Raw genomic sequence first — 26,019 nt, forward strand, 5'->3', positions numbered from 1 at the left:
GCGCCGTGACCGACCCCCTGCACGCGGAACTGCTGGAGCTGGCCCGCGAGGCGGCGCGGCGCGCGGGCGAGCTGCTGCGGGACGGCCGGCCGGCCGACCTGGAGGTCGCCGCGACCAAGTCCAGCCCGATCGACGTCGTCACCGAGATGGACATCGCGGCCGAGAAGCTGATCACCGGTCTGATCGCCGAGCACCGGCCGGACGACGGAGTCCTCGGCGAGGAGGGCGGCACGACCGAGGGCACCAGTGGCGTCCGCTGGGTGATCGACCCGCTCGACGGCACGGTCAACTACCTGTACGGGCTGCCCACCTGGGCCGTCTCCATCGCCGCCGAGCAGGACGGCGAGACCGTGGTCGGGGTGGTCGCGGCCCCGATGCGCGGCGAGACGTACCACGCCGTCCGCGGCGGCGGCGCCCGTGCCACCGGCGCCTGGGAGGGCGAGCGCACGCTGACCTGCCGTCCCGCGCCGTCCCTCGACCAGGCCCTGGTCTCGACCGGCTTCAACTACGTCACCGAGGTCCGCACCCATCAGGCCGGCGTCGCGCAGCGGCTGATCCCGCTCCTGCGGGACATCCGGCGGGGCGGCTCGGCCGCGGTCGACCTCTGCGACCTCGCCTGCGGCCGCCTCGACGGCTACTACGAGCGCGGACTGCACCCCTGGGACCTGGCGGCGGGTGACCTGATCGCCCGGGAGGCGGGCGCGCTGACCGGTGGACGGCCCGGTGAGCGCCCCTCGTGGGATCTCGCGGTCGCGGCCACCCCGGGCGTCTTCGAGCCCCTCCAGCGGCTGCTGGAGGACTTCGGCGCCTGGCACGACTGACGGACGGACCACCGGGGGAGGATCCCGCGGGAGACGGTGAAGCGGGCCCCGGCGCTGGATTCGCCGGGGCCCGCTTCGAACGCGCTCATGCGCAGGTACCGACGCGCCGGTCCTGACGCGGTCGGGCTGATCAGGCTAGGGACGCACCGACCTCCACACCGTGCTCGGCGGCGAGCCGGCGCAGGTCGTCGAGCTCGCCCTGCTCCACCTCGACGAGGAAGTCGTCACCCTCGTCGCGGGCCCGGGACAGATCGGACTCGGTCGTCCTTATGCGCTGCAGAAGTCCTGCGGTGAAAGCGTCCATGCTGCGCCCCCTCGTCCTGGGTCGTGGGTCGACGGCACGAAGGTGTGCCGTTCGAAAGGGACGATCACGTCTGCGGTGGATGACCGGCGCCGCTCGGCCTGGGGCCACGGCGTCGGACACCCGGGTCCGCTCTGCAGGAAACGGATTGATGCGCACCGCGGTGTGGCACGGTGCGAGCAGAGCGTGATCGCGGGATGTAAACCCGTCCTCCCCAGGCTCCCTTCCGCGGAAACCTCACCGTACGAGAAAATCTCGTATTCCCGTGCCGTTCGTCCGGACTTTCCCTGTCCCGTGCCCCGCGCCACCGCCCGTTCCCGGTCGCGGACCCCGCCTTGGAGCTCCGGACGAAATGGGCGTCCGATCAGCTCGCGGCGTCATGGGGTCCCCCTCCGCTCATGGGGTCCCTCCCGCTCGAGCGAAGTCGAGAGTGGGGGAGGAGCTACTAGGGCCTTTCGGTAACGCGACTGGGGGTCCGTCCCCCTGCTCGCAGAGCTCGGGGGGAGTGCGTGCCAGGCGCCGCGAGCCGGGCGCCCATTTCGTTCGGGGCTCTTACAGCCGACTTATGGCCGAAAAGGGCAGGATGGAGGCAACACACCCACCGGCACCCTGCCCGCATGCGCTCCGGAGCGCTGCCCGGCGGGACTCGAGGAAGGACAAGCGACGTGCGCGTACTCGTCGTCGAGGACGAGCAGCTGCTCGCCGATGCGGTGGCCACCGGACTACGCCGGGAGGCCATGGCCGTCGACGTCGTGTACGACGGGGCGGCCGCCCTGGAGCGCATCGGCGTCAACGACTACGACGTGGTCGTCCTCGACCGCGACCTCCCCCTCGTGCACGGCGACGACGTGTGCCGCAGGATCGTCGAACTCGGCATGCCCACGCGCGTGCTGATGCTCACGGCCTCCGGCGACGTCAGCGACCGGGTCGAGGGCCTGGAGATCGGCGCCGACGACTATCTGCCCAAGCCCTTCGCGTTCAGCGAGCTCATCGCGCGCGTGCGCGCCCTGGGGCGGCGTACCAGCGTGCCGCTCCCGCCGGTCCTGGAGCGCGCCGGGATCAAGCTTGACCCCAACCGCCGCGAGGTGTTCCGCGAAGGCCAGGAGGTCCAGCTCGCGCCCAAGGAGTTCGCCGTCCTCGAGGTGCTCATGCGCAGCGAGGGCGCCGTCGTCTCCGCGGAGCAACTGCTGGAGAAGGCCTGGGACGAGAACACCGACCCGTTCACCAACGTGGTGCGGGTGACCGTCATGACCCTGCGCCGCAAGCTGGGCGAGCCGCCGGTCATCGTGACCGTGCCCGGCTCGGGCTACCGGATCTGATCCCGTGGCCGCCACCCCCACGCCCGCCCCGGGGTCCCCGCAGGCACCTCCGAAGCCCACCTGGGACCCCCACAGGCCGGTGCCGCCCTTCCCCTGGCTGCGCCCCACCATCCGGATACGGCTCACCCTGCTCTACGGCGGCATGTTCCTGATCGCCGGCATCCTGCTGCTGTCGATCATCTACCTGTTCGCCGCGAACGCGCTGAAGGTGGGCAGTGACCTGCCCTTTCAAATCCTCTTCGGACAGGTGAAGAGCGACATCTGCCATCTGCGCAGCGCGCAGATGCCCGCGGACGAGCTGAACAGAGCGCTGAACGAGTGCGTCAACAAGCAGCGCCAGCACGCCCTGGACAACCTGCTCAGCCGTTCCCTCCTCGCCCTGCTCGGCCTCGCGATCATCGCCTTCGCCTTCGGATACGCGATGGCCGGCCGCGTGCTGTCGCCGCTGGGCCGGATCACCCGCACCGCACGCGCGGTGGCGGGCTCCGACCTGTCCCGCCGGATCGAGCTGGACGGCCCGGACGACGAGCTCAAGGAGCTGGCCGACACCTTCGACGAGATGCTGGAGCGGCTGCAGCGGGCCTTCACCGCCCAGCAGCGCTTCGTCGGCAACGCCTCGCACGAACTGCGCACCCCGTTGGCGATCAACCGCACACTCCTCGAGGTGCACCTCTCCGACCCGAACGCGCCGGTGGAGCTCCAGCAGCTCGGCAAGACGCTGCTGGCCACCAACGAGCGCAGCGAACAGCTCGTCGAGGGCCTGCTGCTGCTCGCCCGCAGCGACAACCAGATCGTCGAGCGCAAGCCGGTGGATCTCGCCGAGGTGGCCTCCCAGGCCATCGACCAGGTGCACGCCGAGGCGCAGGCCAAGGGCGTGGAGATCCGGAGCGACCACAAGCCCGCGGTCGTCCAGGGCAACGGCGTACTGCTGGAGCGGATCGCGCTGAACCTGGTGCAGAACGCCGTGCGCTACAACGTGGCCGAGCGGGGATGGGTGGAGGTCACCACCCAGGTCCAGCACGGACAGGCGGTCCTGGTGGTGAGCAACACCGGTCCGGTGGTTCCGGCGTACGAGATCGACAACCTGTTCGAGCCGTTCCGGCGGTTGCGCACCGAGCGGACGGGCAGCGACAAGGGGGTCGGGCTCGGGCTCTCCATCGTCCGGTCGGTGGCGCGGGCGCACGGCGGGCACATCTACGCCCAGCCGCGTGAGGGGGGCGGACTCGTGATGCGGGTCACCCTGCCGATCTGACATCATGTCGCCGACACACGGGGTGTTCGCGTTCGGCGGAATTTTCGAAGGGTGCCCCCGTCGTCCCCGTGTGGGATCGCTCACAAGAGCGTTTCTCGATTCATCCACCCTCTGTGATCATGAACTCGCCGAAAGGCCGGGAAAGTCCCGGTTTTCGGGAGCCTTGATCACGGGAAGTACACGGTGGGGCGGCTTTGAAGTGCCGCGTTCGGACCGTGTACGGTCCCCATCGCATCCAAGCCGGTCACTCATGAGGAGTTCGGTTGGGTGTCGATTGAGTAACAGACCTTGATGTGAGGCAAAATCTCCGCCTCAGGTCGGGCACAAGTCCGGCCTCTCACGCGTTAGTGCGCTGGAGACACCGCATACACCCAGAGGGGGAGAGCGACAATGGCAACCGATTACGACACTCCACGCAAGACCGACGACGACGTCGACTCGGACAGTCTTGAAGAGCTGAAGGCCCGCCGCAACGACAAGTCGGCCTCGGCCGTGGACGTCGACGAGTTCGAGGCCGCCGAAGGCCTCGAACTGCCCGGAGCGGACCTTTCGAACGAGGAACTGGCCGTCCGGGTCCTGCCCAAGCAGCAGGACGAGTTCACGTGCATGAGCTGCTTCCTCGTGCACCACCGCAGCCAGCTGGCCCGGGAGAAGAACGGTCAGCCGATCTGCCGCGACTGCGACTGAGGGCGGGTCGGCCGTGACTGGCTCGACCCCTCCTCGGAAGCGCCGCTTCCTCGCGAGGGGAGCGGACTCGGGGCCGCAGGACGGCCCTCAGCGCGACACGCGTGACCACGAGCGAGGCTCAACCGACACCGGGGCGGCCTCGCTCGAACTCGCAGTCGACCGGGGTGACCTCCCGGTATCCGCGGAGGTCACCACCACCGCACCGGTGGCTCGCCGGCGGGCCGCGGAGTTCCGGGACAAGGCCGGGGAAGGCGCCCGCAAGGGCGGTGCCCGCGCGCGTGCGGGCCTGGCGTATCTCACGGACCGGGTCATCGAGATGGCCCCGCGGGTGCCCGTGAGGGACCTGCGGACGCTGCGGAGGCAGTTCCCCGGGCTCGGTCCCGAGGAGCTCGCGGACAAGCTCGTGGCGGGCGCGGCGAGGGCCACGGCGACGGTCGGGGCCGGAGTCGGCGCGGCGGCGATGATGCCCGTGCCGCCGGCGATGCCGGCGGAGCTGGCCGCCGAGGTCACCGGCGTCGCCGCGATCGAACTGAAACTGATCGCCGAACTCCACGAGGTCTACGGCGTACGACCCGCGGGCAGCCTCGCACAGCGCAGCACCGCGTATCTGAACGCCTGGTCGCAGGAGCGCGGAATCGAGGCGACCAGGCCCTCCATCGTGGGCGCGGCGATGAACAGCCACATGAAGCGCGAACTGCGCCAGCGGATCATGAAGCGCACCGTGCGCAATCTGCCGAACCTCATGCCGTTCCTGGTGGGAGCCGCCGTCGGCGCGGTCATGAACCGCAGGGACACCAGAAAGCTCGCCGCCCGTATCCAGACCGACCTGCGCAGGACCCAGGTTCCCTGGGACGCCCTGCCCGAGCTCCCGGCCCTCGAGACCCCGGCCGACGCCCTGGACCTGGACGCGTTCATCGGCGAGAAGGGCGGACGCGGAGTCCCATGAACCCCGCCCGGCCCGTGCTGCCGTTCCGCCCCGGAGAGGCCCTGCCCAGCCGTGCTAGGCGGCGGCCTTCGCCGCCCGCAGTGCATCCGCCAGCCGCTGCGGCTCACGCGTCGACAGGAAGGCGTACGGCGTCGGGTCCTCCGGGTCGGTGATCTCCACCCGCACCGCCCCGGGGATGTAGGCCCGCAGCAGCATGAAGCAGCGCGGGTCCGCCCGGTGGGTGCGCCAGGCGCGGGCTTCCTCGGCGTCCAGGACCTCCGCCTCGCCCAGTGCCGTCACCGGGATCCTCGCCTCACCGGCGATCAGCAGGCCGCCCACGACCCGGATGCGCACCGAGCCGTACGCGCTGACCACGACCGCCGCCGCGGCGCTGCCGACGGCCAGGCCGCCGAGCATCGGCAGGGTGCCGAGCGGCAGCACGATCAGGGCCAGCGAGACACCCGCGAGCAAGGAGATCAGCCACCAGGAGCGGGGCGCGGTCAGGCGTTCTTCGTACGGGGCGGCGGAGAGCTGCATGGATCCAGCTTGGCAGGTGTCGGAGGATGGCCGACGCGCGGGTAAGGTCTGCGCCTGTGAGTGGTACTTCCTCAGTTCTTCAGCCTCCCGCCGACGCCGTGAAACCGGTGCGCCACCCGGACGCGCCCGCACCCGGCGAGCTGCTGGGCGCACACTACGGCCAGTGTTTCGGCTGTGGCGGCGAACAGCCCCACGGACTGCACCTCGAGGCGCGGGCCGGCGAAGAGGTGTCGGTCACCGCCGCGTTCACCGTGCGGCCCGCCCACCAGGGCGCCCCCGGCCTGGCGCACGGCGGGGTGCTCGCCAGCGCCCTGGACGAGACGCTCGGCTCGCTGAACTGGCTGCTGCGGACGATCGCCGTGACCGGCAGGCTCGAGACCGACTTCGTCCAGCCCGTGCCGGTCGACACCACGCTCCATCTGGAGGCGGAGGTGACCGCGGTGGCGGGCCGGAAGATCTACTCCACCGCCACCGGACGCATCGGCGGCCCCGTCGGCCCGGTCGCCGTCCGCGCCGACGCGCTCTTCGTCGAGGTCGAGATCGACCACTTCATCGACCACGGCCGCCCCGAGGAGATCCGGGCCGTCATGGAGGACCCGGACCAGGTCCGTCGCGCCCGCGCCTTCGAGGTGAACCCGTGAGCGAGCCCCGCAGCGGCGAACTCCGGGTGCTGCTCCGGCGCGTCGACCCGGACGTACCGCTTCCGGCGTACGAGCACCCCGGTGACGCGGGAGCCGACCTGCGCACCACCGAGGCGTGCGAACTGGCGCCCGGTGAACGGGCCGTTCTGCCCACCGGAGTGTCTGTGGCCCTGCCCGAGGGGTACGCGGCCTTCGTGCACCCGCGATCCGGTCTTGCCGCCCGCTGCGGCGTCGCCCTGGTGAATGCCCCGGGGACGGTTGATGCCGGGTACCGTGGGGAGATCAAGGTGATCGTGGTGAATCTCGACCCGCGCGAGGCCGTGCGGTTCGAGCGCTTCGACCGGATTGCCCAACTGGTCGTCCAGCAGGTCGAGCGGGTCCGTTTCGTGCCGGTCGCGGAGCTGTCCTGCTCGGTACGGGCCGAGGGGGGCTTCGGGTCCACCGGCGGCCATGCCGCCGTGGAAGGTAAGAGCGGCACAAGCGTTCAGGCCGCCGAAGGCGGCGCAGCGGGTGGGAATCGATACGCTTCGGTCGTATCCGACCGGGAAGGACAGTGACGTGTTCGGACGTCGCAAGAAGAGGGATGCCGCCGAGGACGCGGCCGGCGAGGCCGAGCAGGTCGTCGACGGTGTCGACACGGAGGCGGAAGGCGAGCGCGAGCGACTGAGGCTCGAGCCCGCACCGCGGCCCGACGGGCCCTGGGACAGTTCCGAGGTGAGCGCGCCCGGTGAGGGCCGGGTCGACCTGGGCGGCCTGTTCGTGCCCGGCGTGGACGGCATGGAGCTGCGGGTCGAGGTCGCGGGCGACGCGATCGTCGCGGCCACCGTCGTGCTGCACGACAGCGCCATCCAGCTGCAGGGCTTCGCGGCCCCCAAGCGCGAGGGCATCTGGAGCGAGGTCCGCGAGGAGATCGCGTCCGGCATCACCCAGCAGGGCGGCATCATCGACGAGGTCGAGGGCCCGCTGGGCTGGGAGCTGCGTGCCCAGGTGCCGGTGCAACTGCCGGACGGCACGGGCGGTTTCCAGGTCGTACGGTTTGTCGGCGTGGACGGCCCGCGCTGGTTCCTGCGCGGGGTGATCTCGGGTCAGGGCGCGGTGCAGCCGCAGGCCGCCGGGCTGCTGGAGCAGATCTTCCAGGACACGGTCGTGGTGCGCGGGGACGGCCCGATGGCGCCGCGCGACCCGATCGTCCTGAAGCTGCCGAACGACGCCCAGATGGTCCCCGAGGGCGTGCAGCAGGACGAGGGCTCCGAGGGCTCCCGCTTCGCGGGCGGCATGGGACAGCTGGCGCGCGGCCCGGAGATCACCGAGGTCCGCTGAGCCCGTCGGATCAGCTGAGTCAGTCGAGCGGAGCAGGGGCCGCACCCGACCGGGTGCGGCCCCTGCCCGTCCCACCCGTTCCGACCCGTTGATCGGCAGGGCGCCCGGCAGCGATACTGGCGGCCCGGTCCGGCGGCGAGGCGCGCGACCGGTACCCGGGGGAGGGCGGGCGAATGAGCCAGGCGATCGGCCAGGTGGCCACCGAGACCATGGTGCGCGTCGAGAACGTGCACAAGTCCTACGGCACCGGAGCCGCCGCGGTCCACGCCCTGCGCGGTGTCTCCTTCGACGTACCGCGCGGTGAGCTGGTCGCCCTCAAGGGGCGCTCGGGCTCCGGCAAGACCACCCTGCTCAACATCGTCGGCGGTCTCGACACCCCGGACGAGGGGCGGGTCACCGTCGACGGGCTCGCCATCGCCGACCTGGACGAGAACGGGCTGCTCGCCCTGCGCCGGGACCGGATCGGCTTCGTCTTCCAGTCCTTCGGGCTGATCCCCATCCTCACCGCGGCCGAGAACGTGGGGGTCCCGCTCCGGCTGCGCCGCGCCGACCCGCGCGAGCGCGAGGAACGCGTGGACCTGCTGCTGTCCCTGGTGGGCCTCGCCGACCACGCGGCACAGCGGCCGGGCGAACTGTCCGGCGGCCAGCAGCAGCGGGTCGCCATCGCCCGCGCCCTCGCCAACGACCCGGCCCTGCTCATCGCCGACGAGCCGACCGGTCAGCTCGACGCGGAGACCGGGCACTCCGTGATGGAACTGCTGCGCGCGGTCGTGCGCAGTGAGCAGGTCACCGCGGTCGTCGCCACGCACGACGCGACCCTGCTCGACCTCGCCGACCGCGTCCTGGAACTGGGCGACGGCGAGATCGTCGAACCCTGACGGAGGCCGGCGAACCCTGACGGAGGCCGGTGGACCCTGGCGGCCGATCGGCGGCGTCCAGCCCGAGTCCGTCGGCGTCCGTCAGGGTTCCGTCAAGGACGCGCTCCCCACCCCGACCAGCACCTTTCGCCGCGCCGGACGACCGTAGGGTCGACTCCGCACGGGCAGCACGGACAGCGCTGCCCGCCGACCGGAAGACAATGAGGGCATGGGACGCGGCAGACTTCGGATCCATCTCGGCGCGGCACCGGGCGTCGGCAAGACGTACGCGATGCTGTCCGAGGCGCAGCGCCGTGTCGAGCGGGGCACCGACTGCGTGGTGGGGTTCGTCGAGCACTACGACCGGCCGCGCACCAAGGCGTTGCTGGACGGCCTCGAACAGGTACCGCGCAAGGAACTGGAGCACCGCGGCGTCCTCCTCCCCGAGATGGACCTCGACGCCGTCCTCGCCCGCCGCCCCCAGGTGGTCCTCGTCGACGAACTCGCCCACACCAATGTGCCCGGCGCGCGCAACGCCAAGCGCTGGCAGGACGTGGAGGAGCTGCTGGCCGCCGGGATCGACGTGCTGTCGACCCTCAACATCCAGCACCTGGAGTCCCTCGGCGACGTCGTGGAGTCGATCACCGGCGTACGGCAGCGGGAGACCGTACCGGACGAGGTGGTACGGCGGGCCGAACAGATAGAACTGGTCGACATGACGCCCGAGGCGCTGCGCCGCCGGATGGCGCACGGCAACGTCTACCAGCCGGACAAGGTCGACGCGGCCCTGTCGAACTACTTCCGCCCCGGCAACCTCACCGCGCTGAGAGAACTCGCGCTGCTGTGGGTGGCCGACCGGGTCGACGAGTACCTGCAGCGGTACCGCAGCGAGCACGACGTCTCGGCCATCTGGGGCTCACGCGAACGGATCATGGTCGGCCTGACCGGCGGGCCCGAGGGCCGCACCCTGATCCGCCGTGCCGCGCGGCTCGCGGAGAAGGGCGCCGGGGGCGAGGTGCTCGCGGTCTACATCGCCCGCGGCGACGGACTCACCGCCGCCTCGCCGGGGGAGCTGGCCGAACAGCGGACCCTGGTGGAGAACCTGGGCGGCACCTTCCACCACGTCGTCGGCGACGACATCCCGGCCGCCCTGCTCGCCTTCGCGCGCGCGGCGAACGCCACCCAGATCGTGCTGGGTTCCTCGCGCCGCAAGACGTGGCAGTACGTCTTCGGTCCCGGCGTCGGCGCGACCGTCGCGCGGGACTCCGGTCCCGACCTGGACGTGCACATCGTCACCCACGAGGCGATCGCCAAGGGACGCGGACTGCCGGTGGCCCGGGGCGCCCGGCTCGGACGGTCACGGGTGGCGTGGGGCTGGGCGGTCGGGGTGGCGGGTCCCGCGGTGCTGGCCCTGCTGCTCAACGCCTTCGACCCGGGCTTGGCCAACGACATGCTGCTGTTCCTGGCACTGACCGTGGCGGCGGCCCTGCTCGGCGGCCTGCGGCCGGCCCTGGCCTCGGCGGCCTTCGGCTCGCTGCTGCTGAACTACTTCTACACCCCGCCCCTGCACCGCTGGACGATCTCCGACCCGAAGAACATCGTCGCCATCGTGATCTTCGTCGCGGTCGGTGCGGCGGTGGCGTCCGCGGTCGACCTCGCCGCCCGCCGTACCCATCAGGCGGCCCGGCTGCGCGCCGAGTCGGAGATCCTCTCCTTCCTGGCCGGCAACGTGCTGCGCGGCGAGACCGGTCTGGAGGCGCTGCTGGAACGGGTCCGCGAGACATTCGGCATGGAGTCGGCGGCGCTGCTGGAACGCGCCGGCGACGTCGAGCCCTGGACCTGCGCCGGGCGGGCCGGTACGGAACCGGTCCTCGAACGGCCCGACGACGCGGACGTGGACGTTCCGGTCGGGGACCACATGGCGCTCGTACTGACCGGCCGGGTCCTGCCCGCCGAGGACCGCAGGGTGCTGGGCGCCTTCGCGGCCCAGGCCGCCGCCGCCCTGGACCGCCGGCGGCTGCGCGCCGAGGCCGACCGGGCGCGCACCCTCGCCGAGGGCAACCGCATCCGCACCGCCCTGCTGGCCGCCGTCAGCCACGACCTGCGCACCCCGCTCGCCGGGATCAAGGCGGCGGTCTCCTCGCTGCGCTCCGAGGACGTCGACTGGTCGCCCGAGGACCGGGCCGAGCTGCTGGAGGGCATCGAGGGTGGCGCCGACCGGCTGGACCACCTGGTGGGGAACCTGCTCGACATGTCCCGGCTGAACACCGGCACGGTCACCCCGCTGATCCGCGAACTCGACCTCGACGAGGTGGTGCCCATGGCCCTCGGCGGTGTCCCCGAGGGAAGCGTCGCCCTGGACATCCCGGAGACGCTGCCCATGGTCGCCGTCGACCCCGGACTGCTGGAGCGGGCGGTGGCCAACCTGGTCGAGAACGCCGTCAAGTACGCTCCGCCCGGCACCACCGTCCTGGTCGCGGCGAGCGCGCTCGCCGACCGGGTCGAGGTGCGGGTGGTCGACCGCGGCCCCGGCGTCCCCGACGACGCGAAGGACCGCATCTTCGAGCCCTTCCAGCGTTATGGTGACGCCCCGCGCGGTGCCGGTGTCGGCCTCGGCCTGGCGGTGGCGCGCGGCTTCGTGGAGGCCATGGGCGGCTCCCTGAACGCGGACGACACCCCCGGGGGCGGCCTCACCATGACGCTGACCCTCCGCGCGGCGGTAACACCACCGGAACCCGGCCGCCCCGCGGAGTCGGCGGGGCCGGCCCGTCCCGCAGAACCGGAAAGACCTGAAAGGCAGTCCTCATGACCCGTGTGCTGGTGGTCGACGACGAGCCGGCGATCGTGCGCGCCCTCGTGATCAACCTCAAGGCCCGCTCGTACGAGGTCGACGCCGCCCAGGACGGTGCCGAGGCCCTCCGCCTGGCCGCCGCCCGCCACCCCGACGTGGTCGTCCTCGACCTGGGCCTGCCCGACATGGACGGCGTCGAGGTGATCAGGGGACTGCGCGGCTGGACCCGGGTGCCGATCCTGGTGCTCTCCGCCCGGCAGGCCTCCGACGAGAAGGTGCAGGCGCTCGACGCGGGAGCCGACGACTACGTCACCAAGCCCTTCGGCATGGACGAGCTGCTGGCCAGGCTCCGCGCCGCCGTGCGCCGGGCCGAGCCCTCCGGCGAGGACGACCTGAGGGTGGAGACCGACGGGTTCACCGTCGACCTGGCCGCGAAGAAGGTGCACCGGGACGGCAAGGACGTACGGCTGACCCCCACCGAGTGGCATCTGCTGGAGGTGCTGGTGCGCAACGGCGGCCGCCTGGTCGCGCAGAAGCAGCTGCTGAAGGAGGTCTGGGGGCCCTCGTACGGGACGGAGACCAACTACCTGCGCGTGTACATGGCGCAGCTGCGCCGCAAGCTGGAGGCCGACCCGTCCCACCCGAAGCACTTCATCACCGAGCCGGGCATGGGTTACCGCTTCGAGCGGTGAACGCACGCCCCGGTGAACGCACGCCCCGGTGAACGCACGCCCCGGTGAACGCACGCCCCGGCGGTTCGAGCCGGGTCACCTTGGGGTACGTAACCGTCAGGGCACCCCGGTACGCTTTCAGACATGAGTGCTGTTCCTCGCTCGGACAAACCGGCGGGCCGGTTCCGGCGTATGCTCGATCGGCTCTCCTCGTCGCAGGAGGACCTGGAGTCCGAGGAGCTGCGTGAGGACACGGAGACCACCGGCTGTACGCGGATAGACGACTGCCAGGACCGGCAGATCGTCACGGTTACTGGTACCTTGCGCACGGTCACGCTGCGGCCGCGCGCGGGAGTCCCGGCCCTGGAGGCCGAGCTGTTCGACGGCTCCGCCGCGCTGGACGTGGTGTGGCTCGGTCGGCGCTCCATCGTCGGGATCGAACCGGGGCGCAAGCTGATCGCATCGGGCCGCATCGCCATGAGCAGGGGTCGCCGGGTGCTGTTCAATCCGAAATACGAACTGAGACCCCTCGGACGGGAGTAGCCGGTGACGTCGCTCGACAAGCCGACAGCCGAAGACACATCCGCCAACGACGCCAAGGCGGTGACCGAGGCCGCCCTGTTCGAGGCGTTCGGCGGAGTGCGGGGCATGGTCGAGACGGTGCTGCCCGGACTCCTCTTCGTCAGCATCTACACGATCAACAAGGACCTGCACATGTCAGCGATCGCGGCGCTCGCCGTGTCGCTGGTGATGGTCGTGGTCCGGCTGGCGATGAAGGACACCGTCAAGCACGCCTTCAGCGGCGTCTTCGGCGTCGGCTTCGGCGTGGTCTTCGCGATGATGACCGGCAACGCCAAGGACTTCTACCTGCCCGGCATGCTCTACACCCTGGGCCTGGCCCTGGCGTACATCATCACCGCGATGGCCGGCGTCCCGCTGATCGGCCTGATGCTGGGCCCCGTCTTCCGGGAGAACCTCTCCTGGCGCACCCGTAACCCGGGCCGCAAGAAGGCGTACACCAAGGCCAGTTGGGCCTGGGGCCTGATCCTGCTCGGCAAGAGCGCGATCCTGTTCCCGCTGTACTGGTGGGCGGACACGACGCAGCTGGGCTGGGTCCTGGTCGCCCTGAAGATCCCGCCGTTCCTGCTCGCCGTGTACCTGACGTGGGTGTTCCTGGCGAAGGCGCCGCCGCCGATCGACGTGTTCGCGGAGATGGAGGCGGAGGAGCGGGCCGAGGAGGAGCGCAAGGCCGCCCGCGAGGCGGAGACAGCGGAGAACGGCGGGGCGACGACCGGCCGGCACCGCCGCTCCTGAGTTCCGCACCCGCATACGTGAGTGGGGGCGCCCGGTGATCACCGGGCGCCCCCACTCACGTACAGCCGTCGCTAGCGCGCGTCGTTCCGGCGTACCGACAGCAGGTCCTCCAGTTGCTCCTCGCGGGACTGGGCGGCCACGAAGAGCAGCTCGTCGCCCGCCTCCAGGGAGTCCTCCCGGGTCGGCGTGAGAACGCGCGTCCCACGGATGATCGTGACCAGTGAGGTGTCCTGGGGCCACTGGACGGCGCCGACCTGGGTGCCCGCCAGCGCCGACTCCTCGGGCAGGGTCAGCTCGACCAGGTTGGCGTCACCGTGGCTGAAGCGCAGCAGCCGGACCAGGTCGCCGACGCTGACCGCCTCCTCCACCAGGGCCGACATCAGGCGCGGGGTGGAGACGGCGACGTCCACGCCCCAGGACTCGTTGAACAACCACTCGTTCTTGGGGTTGTTCACCCGGGAGACGACGCGCGGGACGCCGTACTCCGTCTTCGCCAGCAGGGACACGACCAGGTTGACCTTGTCGTCGCCGGTCGCGGCGATGACGACGTTGCAGCGCTGGATCGCCGCCTCGTCCAGGGACGTGATCTCGCAGGCGTCGGCGAGCAGCCACTCGGCCTGCGGAACGCGCTCGACCGAGATGGCGGTCGGCGCCTTGTCGATGAGCAGGACCTCGTGGCCGTTCTCCAGCAGCTCGCCCGCGATCGAGCGGCCGACGGCTCCGGCTCCGGCGATGGCGACCCTCATCAGTGACCGCCCTCCTCTTCGGGGCCCTTGGCGAACGCCGCCTCGACCCGGTCGATCTCTTCGGTGCGCATCATCACGTGCACCAGGTCCCCCTCCTGCAACACCGTCTGGGAGCTGGGCAGGATCGCCTCGCCGAGCCGGGTGAGGAAGGCCACGCGGACGCCGGTCTGGTCCTGCAGTTTGCTGATCCTGTGCCCCACCCAGGCCGGTGAGGTGTGCACCTCGGCGAGCTGGACCCCGCCGGTGGGGTCGCGCCACAGCGGCTCCGCGCCCGAGGGGAGCAGCCGGCGCAGCATCTGGTCGGCGGTCCAGCGGACCGTCGCGACCGTGGGGATGCCCAGGCGTTGGTAGACCTCCGCGCGGCGGGGGTCGTAGATGCGGGCGGCGACGTTCTCGACGCCGAACATCTCACGGGCCACCCGCGCGGCGATGATGTTGGAGTTGTCCCCACTGGAGACGGCGGCGAAGGCGCCGGCCTCCTCGATGCCCGCCTCGCGCAGGGTGTCCTGGTCGAAGCCGATCCCGGTGATCCGGCGGCCGTTGAACGCGGAGCCCAGACGGCGGAAGGAGGTCGGGTCCCGGTCGATCACGGCGACCGTGTGCCCCTCCTCCTCCAGGGTCTGGGCCAGGGTGGAACCCACCCTTCCGCAACCCATGATGACAATGTGCATCGCCTCACACCGCGCTTCCTGCAGGCCCGTCGATCTTCATGACCATCGTGCTCATGTCTCTCTTTCGGCTCGCCGGGCAACCCGTGGCGGCCTGAGTGCGGACCGCCGGGCAACATCATGCTGGGGTGGCGCGCTTCCGATGCCCTCCGGGGCTCCGGCCGCAGCCTGCGGGTGCCGCGTCCGGGCACCCGGGTCCAACGTATCGGCACGGCGGGGCGGTCAGCGGCGGGTGATGCTGCGCACGCTCGCCAGGGTCAGAACCCCGAGGCCGAGAAGCGCGGCCACGGCACCGATCAGTTCGGCGGACGCGTGCATGGAACCTCCACGGAGAGGCAGCGGACGGGGCCCAGTCATATAGGCATGGAACCGTCGCCTCCCGCGGAACCCGCAGCGCCACCACCCCGTGTTTTCACCCGGAGAGCAGAGGCGCCCGCCCGTGCCGCGCCCCGCGACACGGGTTCCGTACGGAACCCGTTCGGAACCCGTACGGAAGCCGTATGGATGTGAGCGGCGGACGGGTGTCCCCGTGTTCGAAGGCATACGATCCTCAGTTGTGTCCAAACTGACCGACGTGCCCAAACGCATTCTCATCGGGCGCGCGTTGCGCAGCGACCGCTTGGGCGAAACGCTTCTTCCCAAGCGCGTCGCACTCCCCGTCTTCGCCTCCGACCCGCTGTCCTCCGTGGCGTACGCGCCCGGTGAGGTCCTGCTCGTCCTCTCCGTCGCCGGTCTGTCGGCGTACCACTTCAGTCCCTGGATCGCGCTCGCGATCATCGCCCTGATGGTCACCGTGGTCGCTTCCTACCGGCAGAACGTGCACGCCTACCCCAGCGGGGGCGGTGCCTACGAGGTGGTGACCACCAACCTCGGTTCCAGGGCCGGCCGGACCGTCGCGAGCGCCCTGCTGGTCGACTACGTCCTCACCGTCGCCGTGTCGATCTCCGCCGGCGTCGAGAACCTGGGCTCGGCGATCCCGTTCATGGTCGAGCACAAGGTGGCCTGCGCCATCGCCGTGATCGTACTGCTGACGCTGATGAACCTGCGCGGCGTCCGGGAGTCGGGCACGCTCTTCGCCATCCCGACGTACGTCTTCGTGACGAGTGTCTTCATCATGATCGCGTGGGGCGCGTTCCGCGGCGTGGTGCTCGGCGACGAGATGCGGGCGCCGACGGCGGACTTCGAGATCAAACCCGAACACCCCGGCCTGGCAGGCTTCGCCCTGTTCTTCCTGCTGCTGCGCGCCTTCTCCTCCGGCTGCGCCGCGCTCACCGGCGTCGAGGCGATCTCCAACGGCGTCCCGGCCTTCCGCAAGCCCAAGTCCAAGAACGCGGCGACCACGCTCGCGATGATGGGACTGCTCGCCGTCACCATGTTCTGCGGCATCATCGTCCTGGCCGGCACGACCCGGGTGCGCCTGGCCGAGAACCCGGCCACGGACCTCTTCCACGACGGCGTACCGCTGGGCCCGGGCTACGTACAGCATCCGGTGATCTCGCAGGTGGCCGCAGCCGTGTTCGGCCAGGGCAGCCTGCTGTTCCTCCTGCTGGCCGCCGCCACGGCACTGGTGCTGTTCCTCGCCGCGAACACCGCCTACAACGGTTTCCCGCTGCTCGGCTCGATCCTCGCCCAGGACCGCTACCTCCCGCGTCAGCTGCACACCCGCGGCGACCGGCTCGCCTTCTCCAACGGCATCCTGCTGCTCGCCGGCGCCGCCAGCGTGCTGGTGTGGGTGTACGGGGCCAGCACGACCCGCCTGATCCAGCTCTACATCGTCGGTGTCTTCGTGTCCTTCACCCTCAGCCAGATCGGCATGGTCCGGCACTGGAACCGCCTGCTGGCCGCCGAGAAGGAGCAGGCCAAGCGCCGCCACATGATCCGCTCCCGGGCCATCAACGCCTTCGGCGCCTTCTTCACCGGCCTGGTCCTGGTCGTCGTGCTCGTCTCCAAGTTCACCCACGGCGCCTGGGTCGCGCTGCTCGGCATGTGCGTCTTCTACATGATGATGACGATGATCCGTCGGCACTACGACCGCGTCGCCGAGGAGGTCGCCGCACCGGAGGAGCCGAGCGACGACATGGTGCGCCCGTCCCGGGTCCACTCGGTCGTCCTGGTCTCCAGGATCCACCGCCCCACCCTGCGGGCCCTCGCCTACGCCAAGCTGATGCGCTCGGACAGCCTCGAGGCGCTCAGCGTCAACGTCGACGCGGCGGAGACCCGGGCCCTGCACGAGGAGTGGGAGCGGCGCGGCATCGATGTGCCCCTGAAGGTGCTGGACTCCCCGTACCGCGAAGTCACACGGCCGGTCATCGAGTACGTCAAGAACCTGCGCAGGGAGTCGCCGCGGGACGTGGTGTCCGTGTTCATCCCCGAGTACGTGGTCGGCCACTGGTACGAGCAACTGCTGCACAACCAGAGCGCGCTGCGGCTCAAGGGCCGGCTGCTGTTCACCCCGGGCGTGATGGTGACCTCGGTGCCGTACCAGTTGGAGTCCTCCGAGGCGGCCAGGCGGCGCGCCCGCAAGCGGGCGGACTGGGCGGCGCCGGGTTCGGTGCGGCGCGGTCCGGCGGAGCGGTCGAAGGACTCCTCCCCGCACACGTAGACTGGACGGCTGTTGTCGCGGGCCACCGCCCGCATCTTCGCCCCCGATGTTGTGGAGTCACCCCGCCATGCAGGCAGAACCGAGGAAATCGCTGGTGGGGGAGGAGTACGAGGTCGAGGTCGGCCCCGTCGCCCACGGCGGCCACTGCATCGCCCGTACGTCCGAGGGACAGGTGCTGTTCGTCCGGCACGCGCTGCCCGGCGAGCGGGTCGTCGCGCGGGTGACCGAGGGCGAGGAAGGTGCCCGCTTCCTGCGCGCGGACGCGGTGACGGTGCTCGACGCCTCCAAGGACCGGATCGACGCCCCCTGCCCGTACGCCGGTCCCGGCCGCTGCGGCGGCTGCGACTGGCAGCACGCCAAGCCGGGAGCGCAGCGGCGGCTGAAGGGCGAGGTCGTCGCCGAGCAGCTGCGGCGGCTCGCCGGGCTCACGCCCGAGGAGGTCGGCTGGGACGGCACGGTGGTCCCCGCCGAGGGCGACAAACTCCCCGCCGGCCAGGTCCCGGCGTGGCGCACGCGCGTGCAGTACGCGGTGACCGCCGACGGCCGCGCGGGACTGCGGCGGCACCGCTCGCACGAGGTCGAGCCCATCGACCACTGCATGATCGCCGCGGAGGGCGTCAGCGAGCTGGGCATCGAGAAGCGGGACTGGACGGGCATGGACTCCGTCGAGGCGATCGCCGCGACGGGCTCGCAGGACCGCCAGGTCGTCCTGACCCCGAAACCGGGCGCGCGCCTGCCCCTGGTCGAGCTGGACCGCCCCGTCTCCGTCCTGCGCATCGACGAACGCAACGGCCAGGTCCACCGCGTCCACGGCCGTCCCTTCGTCCGCGAACGCGCCGACGGCCGTACCCACCGGGTCGCGAACGGCGGCTTCTGGCAGGTCCACCCGAAGTCGGCGGACACCCTGGTCACCGCGGTCATGCAGGGCCTGCTGCCCCGCAAGGGCGACACGGCCCTCGACCTGTACTGCGGCGTCGGCCTGTTCGCGGGCGCCCTGGCCGACCGGGTCGGCGAGCAGGGCGCGGTCCTCGGCATCGAGTCCGGCAAGCGCGCGGTCGAGGACGCCCGGCACAACCTCGCCGACTTCCCCCGCGTCCGCATAGAGCAGGGCAAGGTCGACTCCGTCCTGCCCCGCACCGGCATCACCGAGGTCGACCTCGTCGTCCTCGACCCGCCCCGCGCGGGCGCCGGCCGCAAGACGGTGGAGCACCTGACCTCCCTGGGCGCCCGCCGCATCGCCTACGTCGCCTGCGACCCGGCCGCCCTGGCCCGCGACCTGGCGTACTTCCGGGACGGGGGGTACCGGGTGCGGATGCTCAGGGTGTTCGACCTGTTCCCGATGACGCACCACGTGGAGTGCGTGGCGATTCTGGAGCCTGCAGCAAAGGGCCTATGAGCTGCTGTTTCTTCTGTTCCTGCTAGCTTCGGGCGGTGGTCTCGACCTGTTTCCGTGGGCGTGTGACGTGGACTGTGTCGAGGTGTCGGACAGTGCTGCTGATCTGCTGTTTCCCAGGCTTGTGTGTGGGATCACGGATGCAAGGCCCCGATTCCGCATGGACGGGAGTGCATCGCCGCGACGCTCATTTGACGCTCGACCTGATCGGGCATCAGGTGGATGGGTACTGCTGGTCTGCCGGATGCCGATACCTCGATTCAGTCCGCCCTGTACTCGGCTGGTCGGGCCTTCGACGGGGCTGGCGGCCGTTGGGGGCGGGAGCGGGTACGGGCTGCTGTGGGCGGGGCGAGGTAGCCGCCAGGGACCGGGAGGGTCGCGGCGAGGTGGACGCCGAAGTCGATGCTCCCTGTCGTGCCGCCGAGAGACTGGGCGACGTCGACGGCCTCGTCGGTGTCGCCCGTGCCGTGGCCATTGCCGCGCCGCAACGTGCTCGACATCATCCTCGGCATCAACCAGGCCACCGCAGAAGTGACCATCGCGGAGACCGGCGGCGGTGCGGCGAAGGCTGGTGGGATGCCGCCCGGACGCGGTGGAACGAGGTCGAACCTGCGACAGGGAGAAGGGGGTGTATCCGGTGGCGCGGCCGGTGGTGTCGGGGAGCCGGCCCATGCGTGTGCGGGAGTGGAGGAAAGCGGTGCCGTCGCTGATCTTCAGATGCGGGAAGCGTTCCGCGAGCTGTGCTTCGAAGGGGTCGACGGCGTGCGGGCCGCGGAGCCAGACCATCACGAGCAGGTTGTCGGAGTCGCTGACGGACACGGCGAGGCGGACCTCCTCCCTCCGGGCCGGCGCGTTGCCCGTGCCGCGAGATGGGTGCGGGGGACCACCGTGCGGTGGAACACGCGTCGAGAGCCCCGCGAGGGGGCGGGCCGGGCCGCAGCGGAAGGTGATGACACTGTCCCGGGCCATCCGCTGTAGCCGGCGACGGGTGGTGTGCTCGCTCATCCCGGCCGCCGCCCCGCGGTCGAGGGAGCCGAGGCGTCCGTCAGGGCGAGGCTGACGGATTCGAGGGTCCGCGCGCGGCACCGCACCTCGACGTAGGCGACGGTCGCGGATTTCGCCGCGTCGTACGCGGTGACCCAGGCCAGGCCGTTCGCGCGCAGTCGTTCCCAGTGAGGCCGCCGCAGTCGCGTCCACGCCCGTTCGAAAGTTTCGAACGTTGCTCACATGCTTGCGTTGCGCCCCTTCCTCATCTCATTCCCTCTCCCGCAACGGTTCGCGTAAGAGGTGGCTTGACCAGCGAAGACGTAATTTCAAGACCCCTTCTGGTGAAAGAACTGTTTCCGAAAGAATGTCGAAAGTATTGACAGGTCCATGGCGTTCTACGAAAACTGTGGCCACCGAACGACAGGAGACCGTCATTCCCCCCGCGTCGTGTGACCGGGGATGGCGGTCGGTCGTTGCGGCACGACGACGGGCGACCCCCGCCGTGTTCCATGCAAGGCCGCGGGCAGCAGAAGCCGCCCGCCCCCCACCAGCCTTCATCGGGAGGACGCATGCAGCAGGACCAGATCCAGCAGAACCCCGCTCCCTTCAGCGGCTTGAGCCGACGAGGCTTCCTCGGCGGCGTCGGCACCGTCGCGCTCGCCACCGCATCCGGGCTGCTGCTGCCCGGCACCGCCCACGCCGCCACCACCATCACCACCAACCAGACCGGCTACGACGGCATGTACTACTCGTTCTGGACCGACGGCGGCGGCTCCGTCTCCATGACGCTCAACGGCGGCGGCAGTTACAGCACCCGGTGGACCAACTGCGGCAACTTCGTCGCCGGCAAGGGCTGGAACACCGGCGGGCGCAGGACGGTCCGCTACACCGGCTACTTCAACCCGTCGGGCAACGGCTACGGCTGCCTCTACGGCTGGACGTCGAACCCGCTGGTGGAGTACTACATCGTCGACAACTGGGGCAGCTACCGGCCCACCGGCGAGTACAGGGGCACCGTCTACAGCGACGGCGGCACGTACGACATCTACAAGACGACGCGGTACAACGCCCCCTCCGTCGAGGGCACCCGCACCTTCGACCAGTACTGGAGCGTCCGGCAGTCGAAGGTGACCAGCGGCTCCGGCACCATCACCACCGGCAGCCACTTCGACGCCTGGGCGCGCGCGGGCATGAACATGGGCCAGTTCAGGTACTACATGATCATGGCCACCGAGGGTTACCAGAGCAGCGGAAGCTCGAACATCACGGTCAGCGGCTGACCTCTGTCCGGCGAACAACCGGCTGCGGGCTCCGTCCTCGTGGCGGGTCCCGCAGCCGTGGCGAACTCGCCACCGCGGTAGGGGCACCCCCGGCAGAAGGCTGGGGGAGGCTCGACCGGTTCGACAACCAGCACCTCCACACAGTGATCGGCGACATCCCACCCCACGAGCACGAGACCAACCACTACGCTCAACACCGGCCCCCGACCGGCAGCTGGAGTCAACGCGTAGAGCTTCCACCGATCCCGGACTGGTCCAGGTCGATCTCCTCGGCGAGGCCGAGGCCACCGCCGCCCGTCGCGGCACCGGCGACCTGCAGCGTCTGGAGCACACCCGCACCCTGCTCACCGACCAGGGCCACGACACCACGGGCACCACCCCGGCCCTGTTCTCCCTGCATGGGTTCTATCCGGACCTGATCGAGGCCGCGGCCGGCCGTGACGATCTGCTCCTGGTCGACCTGGCGGCTCTTTACGGGATCGAGTGACCACCGAGTTCCTCGGCGTGACGGTGCAGGTCGGAAGAGGTCGAGCCGGGCTGAGGGCAGCCCGGCACCCTGGTGCGCGAGGTCGTGGACGACGCCGCCCGGGACCGCTTGGTCGACAACGTCGTCGGACACCTCCTCAACGGTGTCACCGGACCCGCCCGCGAGCGGGCCTTCGAGTACTGGGCCGACAGCGGCGAGAACATCGGCAAGGGCATCGCCGACGGTGTTCGCGCCAAGGCCAAGGAGAAGGAGAAGGATCCCAAGGCTGCCGAACAAGGCAATCCCGCCCGGCGCACCATGCAGCACAAGGCATGAGACCCGCGTTGAGCCCGCCGGGGCGGCGCGCGGTCGGGGCGTGAGCCGGGCGGGGGCCACCTCGCCCGGGGCCGGAGAGAACTCTCGCCACGGCCCGGGCAAGGTGACTCCCGGGGTACGTCACCTCATTGTTCCCCGCCGTCGGCCAGGCGTGCGGCGAGCGCCCGGCTGCCCTGCGCCAGCAGCGTGACGTCCGCGACGACGAAAATCTCGAACAGACGGTGGTCGAGCCGGAGTTGTCCGTCGATGTCGTCGAACCGCCGGCGCTGCCGCCGCAGGGGACCGCGGTCGAGTTCGACGTGCGGGTGCCGCCCAGCGGCGAGATCACCCTGGTGGCGAGCAGGCAGCGCGTCGGCATCCATCAGGCCCTGGCCGGCAGGACGCTGACCGTCTGGGCGAACCACCGCAGCGTCCACTTCCTCCTCGACGGGCACCCGGTCACCACCGTCCCGTCCCGGCTGCGGCCGGAGGACATCGCCTACCTGACCATGCGCTACGGCGCCCACCCGGCCGGGCCCGAGCCCGCACCCACCGCCCTGCCCAGGACCGGCAGCGGCACGGCCATCCTCGCCGCCGGCAAACCGGTCGAGGCCGACCGCAAGGTCCTGCGTGACGGGATCGTCTGCCTGGCCGGAGGCCGCTACCAGGTCGAGTTCGCCCTCGCCGGCCGCACGGTCACCCTCCGGCTGGACGGGCACCTGATGCATGCCATCGCCGACAACGCCCTGAGGGGGACATGGCCCTGCCCCGTTCCGGCCGACCGTCTGGGGCAGATCAGCGGGGCGCGGACGGCGACGTCTCCGCTGCCTCCTCCGCCCCTGCCGGCCGAGGCCGTCCGGGCCCAGCGGAAGGTGCACGCGAGCGGCCGTTTCATGATCAACGGACAGCTCATCAAGCTCGGTCCGTGGCATGCCGGAAAGGTCGTCACCGTCGTCATCGAGGACACCCACTACCGGATCCTGCACGGGGAAGACGAACTCGCCGGCAGGCCCCGCAAGAACCCCGGACCGATCACCATGCTCTACGTCAAAGGCATGGGCACCCAGAAGGACCGTCAAGGAAGTCCTGAGACCTCACAGTCACCGTGTGCGGTCGCCGCGGGCGTATCGGCTCCAGGTTCCGCCGGCTTCGGTGACCAGGCGGGTGGTGGTCTTGTCGTGGTGGCCGAGAGCCTTGGCGATCACGGGGCCGGGGCCTGGAGGACGAGCCGGCGGTATCGCGGAGGTCCTGCCGCGCTGCGGAGGAACACCGATCTCGTGTAGGTGGGCTTGGAGGCCGACCGGGTTCATCGGCTGCCCTGGCTGGCGGCCGGGAAAGAGCCAGCGGGAGCTTCCGTTGTTGGCGTAGGGCAGGTGGCGGCGGGATCGGACGTAGGCCCGCATCAGGTCGGCGACGGGCTCCGGGAGGGGAGACGGTAGGTCGCCCATGGTTGCGCCACCCCGTCAGCATCGCCTCGAAGATCTGCTCGTCCGGCCGCAGCAGCGGCAGGCCGTCGACCAGACGTAGTTGAGCCGACCCCGGCACCAGACCGTCCCCACCCGTCCGCCATCACTCTCCGTCTATCGCATCTGATGCGAAAATTTCGCATCAGATGCGACTCGGGGGCGCCTTCGCAGTTCAATCGCTCGATGGAGTGAGTCCCACAGGTGACCGCCGCCGCGACCGCTACCGTGATTCCGCGCTATGTCGAGGTCAACGTCCCTGGTAGAGCCGCTTCCGCGCGGCTCAGGAGCAATCTCCAGAACGGGTGTCGCCTATTCGCATCCGATGCAATTGGCGGCGCTTGGAATATCGGAACGGGATATAGCGGTAGACGGTGATCACCGTGCAGTGGCGAGGTGATCGGCCCCGATGTCCTACCCCGGCAGCTACAGCCAGTACTACCTCACCAGCGGCAACGCCTGCAGCGGCGCCGGCACGCCGTTCATGACGTGGGGCAGCGGCGTCCGGGTGTGCAGCGACGCCCGCCTGAGCGCGCCGGTGGTGACCACGCTCAGCGGCCCCACCAGCGTGCGGGGCCTGTGCCAGAAGCAGGGCGACACGGTGAACGCCGAGGGCTGCGCCAACAACTGGTGGAGCAAGCTGCGGGACCAGAACGGCTTCATCAGCAACATCTACATCGACCACCCGGCCGCCCTACTCCCTGGCGTCCCCCTCTGCTGACCGAACTCCCGGCCGGCCCGGACACGTAGGTTCGGGTCGGCCCACACCTTGGTGCGGCCCTCTTGCAGGACCGCGAAGAACACAACGAGGAACGGTGCGGTCATGCCGGGTGGCCGTGAGGGTCGGATGCCTCGAGTTCGCGGGCGAGTGTCGCCGCGTCGTGGGGTCCGGTGTGGCGGCGGTTGCCGATGAAGAAGGTCGGGACGCCGCGGGCTCCGCTGGCTTCGGCGCTGGCGGCGTCGGCCCGGACCCGGGCGGCCGTGTGCTCCTCGTCGAGGTCCCGGAGGAACTTCTCGACATCGAGGCCTATGCGGGCGGCGTAGCCGACGATGTCGTCGAATTCGAGCTGGTCCTGGTGGGTGAAGAGCAGGTCGTGCATCTGCCAGAAGCGCCCCTGCGCGTCTGCGGCGACGGCTGCCCGGGCGGCGAGCTCGGCGTGCTCGTGCACGTCGGGGAGCGGCAGGTGCCGGAAGACGTAGCGGAGCCGGTCGCCGAATCGCTGCTTCAGTTCCTGGGCGACACCGGTGGCATGGGCGCAGAAGGGACATTGGTAGTCGCCGTATTCCACCAGGGTCAGGGGCGCGTTTGGGGAGCCGGCAAGGTGGTCCGTGGCCGGGTCGACGGGGCGGTCGAGGGTACGGGGCAGGTCGGCGTCCGTCTCGCCGCCCAGGACCGCGGCGAGGCGGAACGTCAGCCATCCCAGGACCGTGGCGAGCACGGCCGCCAGCAGGACGCCGACGGTCGCCTGGGCGCGCAGGACCGGGTGGGTGAAGGCGAGTCCGGCGATCAGCAGGGAGACGGTGAAGCCGATCCCGGACAGGACGCCGCCTCCCAGGACCTGGCCCGGGCCGACTCCCTGCGGGAGCTTGCCGAGGCCGAGGCGGGCACCGAGCAGAGCGCCGCCTCCCAGACCCAGGAATTTGCCGACGACCAGGCCGATGACGACGGCCCAGGTGACCGAGGAGGACAGAGCGTCGGCGAGGACACCGCCGCGCAGGTCGATGCCGGCGTTGGCCAGCGCGAACAACGGGACGACGACGTAACTCGCCCAGGGGTGGAGCACCGTCTGCAGCCGCTCGTTGACAGAGACGGCGCGTTTCAGCCCCCTGCGTGCCGCCAGACCCACATCCGGGCTGGGGGACTGACGGAAGGCCCGGAAGAGCCGGGCGGCCCGTTCCACCACCTGGCGTGCGGGGGTGTGGGCGGGGATGAGCAGACCGCCGAGCATGCCGGCGATGGAGGCATGCAGGCCGGCTTCGAGGGCGGCGAGCCACAGCGCGAGAACGACCAGCACATACGGGGCCGTATGCCAAAGGCCCAGGCGGGTCAGCCCGGCCAGGACCACGCACAGAGCGATCGTGAGCAGCAGAGACGGCAGGTGGAGCGCCCCCGAGTAGACCAGGCCGATCACGGCGACGGCCACGATGTCGTCGACAACGGTGATGGCCAGCAGGAAAACACGCAGTTGCGTGACGAACCGGGGGCCGACCAGGGTGAGAGCCCCCAGCATGAACGCCGTGTCGGTGCCGATGACCACGCCCCACCCCCTGGCGGCCTCGCCCCCGGGGGCAACCGCCAGGTACAGCAACGCGGGGACGAGCATGCCGCCGATCCCGGCCAGGGCCGGGATCACGGCACGCCGGCGGTCGGTCAGCACGCCCACGGAGATCTCGTACCGGACCTCCAGGCCGATGACGAAGAAGAACAGGGCCATCAGGCCGTCGCTGACCCAGTGCCCCAGGTCCATCGACAAAGTGGCACTGCCGAGCGAGAAGGACGCCTCGGTCGCCCACAGCGATGTGTACGCGTCCGACCAGGGCGAGTTCGCCCACACCAGGGCCACCACGACAGCGGCCAGGAGCAGGCCGACGCTGCCTGTCTCGGTCGTCAGGAAGTCGCGCACCCGGTCGGCGAGCTGAGCCACCAGCGTGCGCCTCCCGGC

At 70.7% G+C, this 26,019-nt stretch carries 24 protein-coding genes and 2 pseudogenes; 20 read left to right on the plus strand and 6 right to left on the minus strand.

Going from position 1 to position 26,019, the window contains the following annotated elements:
* Nucleotides 1–5: 5 nt before the first annotated feature.
* Nucleotides 6–821 (plus strand): inositol monophosphatase family protein, encoded by an 816-nt coding sequence (locus tag DIZ27_RS22025; protein ID WP_109380165.1) that lies wholly within the window; start codon nucleotides 6–8, stop codon nucleotides 819–821.
* Nucleotides 822–951: 130 nt separating this feature from the next.
* On the opposite strand, the gene DIZ27_RS45825 is transcribed toward DIZ27_RS22025, so the two are convergent.
* Complete coding sequence (locus tag DIZ27_RS45825) at nucleotides 952–1,125, minus strand: hypothetical protein (protein WP_181383634.1); 174 nt, start codon at nucleotides 1,123–1,125, stop codon at nucleotides 952–954.
* A 662-nt stretch (nucleotides 1,126–1,787) separates the two neighbouring features.
* On the opposite strand from DIZ27_RS45825, the gene DIZ27_RS22030 reads away from it, so the two are divergent.
* From DIZ27_RS22030 to DIZ27_RS22045, 4 genes are all read left to right on the plus strand, one after another.
* The gene (locus tag DIZ27_RS22030; RefSeq protein ID WP_109380166.1) at nucleotides 1,788–2,441 is read left to right on the plus strand and encodes a response regulator transcription factor; all 654 of its coding nucleotides are present in this window, start codon (nucleotides 1,788–1,790) and stop codon (nucleotides 2,439–2,441) included.
* Between the two features lie 4 nt (nucleotides 2,442–2,445).
* Nucleotides 2,446–3,693 carry a HAMP domain-containing sensor histidine kinase gene (locus DIZ27_RS22035; protein ID WP_109380167.1) on the plus strand — a complete coding sequence of 416 codons (1,248 nt, stop codon included), beginning with the start codon at nucleotides 2,446–2,448 and terminating at the stop codon, nucleotides 3,691–3,693.
* 390 nt (nucleotides 3,694–4,083) lie between these two features.
* Nucleotides 4,084–4,380 carry a DUF4193 domain-containing protein gene (locus DIZ27_RS22040; RefSeq protein WP_003993510.1) on the plus strand — a complete coding sequence of 99 codons (297 nt, stop codon included), beginning with the start codon at nucleotides 4,084–4,086 and terminating at the stop codon, nucleotides 4,378–4,380.
* Nucleotides 4,381–4,393: 13 nt separating this feature from the next.
* Nucleotides 4,394–5,326, plus strand: coding sequence for a hypothetical protein (locus DIZ27_RS22045; protein ID WP_109380168.1), 933 nt, complete (start codon nucleotides 4,394–4,396; stop codon nucleotides 5,324–5,326).
* A 54-nt stretch (nucleotides 5,327–5,380) separates the two neighbouring features.
* Here the strand turns inward: DIZ27_RS22045 and DIZ27_RS22050 are convergent, their stop codons facing one another.
* The gene (locus DIZ27_RS22050; RefSeq protein ID WP_109380169.1) at nucleotides 5,381–5,842 is read right to left on the minus strand and encodes a DUF3093 domain-containing protein; all 462 of its coding nucleotides are present in this window, start codon (nucleotides 5,840–5,842) and stop codon (nucleotides 5,381–5,383) included.
* Nucleotides 5,843–5,898: 56 nt separating this feature from the next.
* Between DIZ27_RS22050 and DIZ27_RS22055 the strand changes: the two genes are divergently transcribed.
* The 8 genes from DIZ27_RS22055 to DIZ27_RS22090 all read left to right on the plus strand — a co-directional run bounded on the left by DIZ27_RS22055 (nucleotide 5,899) and on the right by DIZ27_RS22090 (nucleotide 13,436).
* Nucleotides 5,899–6,483: a PaaI family thioesterase gene (locus tag DIZ27_RS22055; RefSeq protein WP_109380170.1), complete on the plus strand. Its 585-nt coding sequence runs from the start codon at nucleotides 5,899–5,901 to the stop codon at nucleotides 6,481–6,483.
* Nucleotides 6,480–7,040 (plus strand): dUTP diphosphatase, encoded by a 561-nt coding sequence (dut, locus tag DIZ27_RS22060; protein WP_109380171.1) that lies wholly within the window; start codon nucleotides 6,480–6,482, stop codon nucleotides 7,038–7,040. Before DIZ27_RS22055 ends, dut begins: the two co-directional genes overlap by 4 nt.
* Before the next feature lies 1 nt (nucleotide 7,041).
* The gene (locus DIZ27_RS22065) at nucleotides 7,042–7,803 is read left to right on the plus strand and encodes a DUF3710 domain-containing protein (RefSeq protein WP_109380172.1); all 762 of its coding nucleotides are present in this window, start codon (nucleotides 7,042–7,044) and stop codon (nucleotides 7,801–7,803) included.
* 173 nt (nucleotides 7,804–7,976) lie between these two features.
* Entirely contained in the window at nucleotides 7,977–8,681 is a 705-nt protein-coding gene (locus DIZ27_RS22070) for an ABC transporter ATP-binding protein (RefSeq protein WP_375231992.1), read from the plus strand.
* Between the two features lie 208 nt (nucleotides 8,682–8,889).
* On the plus strand, nucleotides 8,890–11,469 hold the full coding sequence (locus tag DIZ27_RS22075) for an ATP-binding protein (RefSeq protein ID WP_109380173.1): 2,580 nt from the start codon (nucleotides 8,890–8,892) through the stop codon (nucleotides 11,467–11,469).
* Complete coding sequence (locus DIZ27_RS22080; protein WP_109380174.1) at nucleotides 11,466–12,143, plus strand: response regulator; 678 nt, start codon at nucleotides 11,466–11,468, stop codon at nucleotides 12,141–12,143. Before DIZ27_RS22075 ends, DIZ27_RS22080 begins: the two co-directional genes overlap by 4 nt.
* A 123-nt stretch (nucleotides 12,144–12,266) precedes the next feature.
* Complete coding sequence (locus DIZ27_RS22085) at nucleotides 12,267–12,665, plus strand: OB-fold nucleic acid binding domain-containing protein (RefSeq protein WP_109380175.1); 399 nt, start codon at nucleotides 12,267–12,269, stop codon at nucleotides 12,663–12,665.
* Between the two features lie 3 nt (nucleotides 12,666–12,668).
* Nucleotides 12,669–13,436, plus strand: coding sequence for a DUF3159 domain-containing protein (locus DIZ27_RS22090; RefSeq protein WP_109380176.1), 768 nt, complete (start codon nucleotides 12,669–12,671; stop codon nucleotides 13,434–13,436).
* Between the two features lie 71 nt (nucleotides 13,437–13,507).
* Here the strand turns inward: DIZ27_RS22090 and DIZ27_RS22095 are convergent, their stop codons facing one another.
* Together DIZ27_RS22095 and DIZ27_RS22100 are read right to left on the minus strand one after the other, a co-directional pair.
* Nucleotides 13,508–14,182 carry a TrkA family potassium uptake protein gene (locus DIZ27_RS22095; protein ID WP_109380177.1) on the minus strand — a complete coding sequence of 225 codons (675 nt, stop codon included), beginning with the start codon at nucleotides 14,180–14,182 and terminating at the stop codon, nucleotides 13,508–13,510.
* A complete protein-coding gene (locus tag DIZ27_RS22100) occupies nucleotides 14,182–14,853 on the minus strand; it encodes a TrkA family potassium uptake protein (protein ID WP_109380178.1) in 672 nt (223 codons plus the stop codon). The genes DIZ27_RS22095 and DIZ27_RS22100 overlap by 1 nt, the downstream gene beginning before the upstream one ends.
* Nucleotides 14,854–15,406: 553 nt before the next feature.
* Between DIZ27_RS22100 and DIZ27_RS22105 the strand changes: the two genes are divergently transcribed.
* Together DIZ27_RS22105 and DIZ27_RS22110 are read left to right on the plus strand one after the other, a co-directional pair.
* Nucleotides 15,407–17,452, plus strand: coding sequence for an APC family permease (locus tag DIZ27_RS22105; protein WP_109380179.1), 2,046 nt, complete (start codon nucleotides 15,407–15,409; stop codon nucleotides 17,450–17,452).
* Between the two features lie 67 nt (nucleotides 17,453–17,519).
* Nucleotides 17,520–18,848 carry a class I SAM-dependent RNA methyltransferase gene (locus DIZ27_RS22110; RefSeq protein WP_109380180.1) on the plus strand — a complete coding sequence of 443 codons (1,329 nt, stop codon included), beginning with the start codon at nucleotides 17,520–17,522 and terminating at the stop codon, nucleotides 18,846–18,848.
* 257 nt (nucleotides 18,849–19,105) lie between these two features.
* On the opposite strand, the gene DIZ27_RS22115 is transcribed toward DIZ27_RS22110, so the two are convergent.
* Complete coding sequence (locus DIZ27_RS22115; protein ID WP_146228977.1) at nucleotides 19,106–19,345, minus strand: hypothetical protein; 240 nt, start codon at nucleotides 19,343–19,345, stop codon at nucleotides 19,106–19,108.
* Nucleotides 19,346–20,401: 1,056 nt separating this feature from the next.
* On the opposite strand from DIZ27_RS22115, the gene DIZ27_RS22120 reads away from it, so the two are divergent.
* From DIZ27_RS22120 to DIZ27_RS22140, 5 genes and pseudogenes are all read left to right on the plus strand, one after another.
* Nucleotides 20,402–21,112 carry a glycoside hydrolase family 11 protein gene (locus DIZ27_RS22120; RefSeq protein ID WP_109380182.1) on the plus strand — a complete coding sequence of 237 codons (711 nt, stop codon included), beginning with the start codon at nucleotides 20,402–20,404 and terminating at the stop codon, nucleotides 21,110–21,112.
* 256 nt (nucleotides 21,113–21,368) lie between these two features.
* A pseudogene (locus tag DIZ27_RS47245) lies at nucleotides 21,369–21,599 on the plus strand (ATP-binding protein); the annotation flags it as partial.
* A gap of 54 nt (nucleotides 21,600–21,653) precedes the next feature.
* Nucleotides 21,654–21,914 (plus strand): annotated as a pseudogene (locus tag DIZ27_RS22130) (catalase-related domain-containing protein); the annotation flags it as partial.
* Nucleotides 21,915–22,042: 128 nt separating this feature from the next.
* Nucleotides 22,043–23,176: a helix-turn-helix domain-containing protein gene (locus DIZ27_RS22135; RefSeq protein WP_258308498.1), complete on the plus strand. Its 1,134-nt coding sequence runs from the start codon at nucleotides 22,043–22,045 to the stop codon at nucleotides 23,174–23,176.
* A 589-nt stretch (nucleotides 23,177–23,765) separates the two neighbouring features.
* A complete protein-coding gene (locus DIZ27_RS22140; RefSeq protein WP_258308499.1) occupies nucleotides 23,766–24,077 on the plus strand; it encodes a hypothetical protein in 312 nt (103 codons plus the stop codon).
* 100 nt (nucleotides 24,078–24,177) lie between these two features.
* Here the strand turns inward: DIZ27_RS22140 and nhaA are convergent, their stop codons facing one another.
* A complete protein-coding gene (gene nhaA / locus DIZ27_RS22145; RefSeq protein ID WP_109380198.1) occupies nucleotides 24,178–26,001 on the minus strand; it encodes a Na+/H+ antiporter NhaA in 1,824 nt (607 codons plus the stop codon).
* Nucleotides 26,002–26,019 lie beyond the last annotated feature (18 nt).

This window comes from Streptomyces sp. NWU339 (assembly GCF_003143855.1).
In the GTDB taxonomy this organism is placed as follows: domain Bacteria; phylum Actinomycetota; class Actinomycetes; order Streptomycetales; family Streptomycetaceae; genus Streptomyces.

What these genes read in the sequence shown, in the direction of transcription:
- DIZ27_RS45825 (WP_181383634.1), bottom strand. Translation starts at nt 1,125, where the DNA reads ATGGACGCTTTCACCGCAGGACTTCTGCAGCGCATAAGGACGACCGAG.
- DIZ27_RS22040 (WP_003993510.1), top strand. Translation starts at nt 4,084, where the DNA reads ATGGCAACCGATTACGACACTCCACGCAAGACCGACGACGACGTCGAC.
- DIZ27_RS22050 (WP_109380169.1), bottom strand. Translation starts at nt 5,842, where the DNA reads ATGCAGCTCTCCGCCGCCCCGTACGAAGAACGCCTGACCGCGCCCCGC.
- DIZ27_RS22070 (WP_375231992.1), top strand. Translation starts at nt 7,977, where the DNA reads ATGAGCCAGGCGATCGGCCAGGTGGCCACCGAGACCATGGTGCGCGTC.
- DIZ27_RS22075 (WP_109380173.1), top strand. Translation starts at nt 8,890, where the DNA reads ATGGGACGCGGCAGACTTCGGATCCATCTCGGCGCGGCACCGGGCGTC.
- DIZ27_RS22080 (WP_109380174.1), top strand. Translation starts at nt 11,466, where the DNA reads ATGACCCGTGTGCTGGTGGTCGACGACGAGCCGGCGATCGTGCGCGCC.
- DIZ27_RS22085 (WP_109380175.1), top strand. Translation starts at nt 12,267, where the DNA reads ATGAGTGCTGTTCCTCGCTCGGACAAACCGGCGGGCCGGTTCCGGCGT.
- DIZ27_RS22095 (WP_109380177.1), bottom strand. Translation starts at nt 14,182, where the DNA reads ATGAGGGTCGCCATCGCCGGAGCCGGAGCCGTCGGCCGCTCGATCGCG.
- DIZ27_RS22100 (WP_109380178.1), bottom strand. Translation starts at nt 14,853, where the DNA reads ATGCACATTGTCATCATGGGTTGCGGAAGGGTGGGTTCCACCCTGGCC.
- DIZ27_RS22110 (WP_109380180.1), top strand. Translation starts at nt 17,520, where the DNA reads ATGCAGGCAGAACCGAGGAAATCGCTGGTGGGGGAGGAGTACGAGGTC.
- DIZ27_RS22115 (WP_146228977.1), bottom strand. Translation starts at nt 19,345, where the DNA reads ATGTCGAGCACGTTGCGGCGCGGCAATGGCCACGGCACGGGCGACACC.
- DIZ27_RS22120 (WP_109380182.1), top strand. Translation starts at nt 20,402, where the DNA reads ATGCAGCAGGACCAGATCCAGCAGAACCCCGCTCCCTTCAGCGGCTTG.
- DIZ27_RS22140 (WP_258308499.1), top strand. Translation starts at nt 23,766, where the DNA reads ATGTCCTACCCCGGCAGCTACAGCCAGTACTACCTCACCAGCGGCAAC.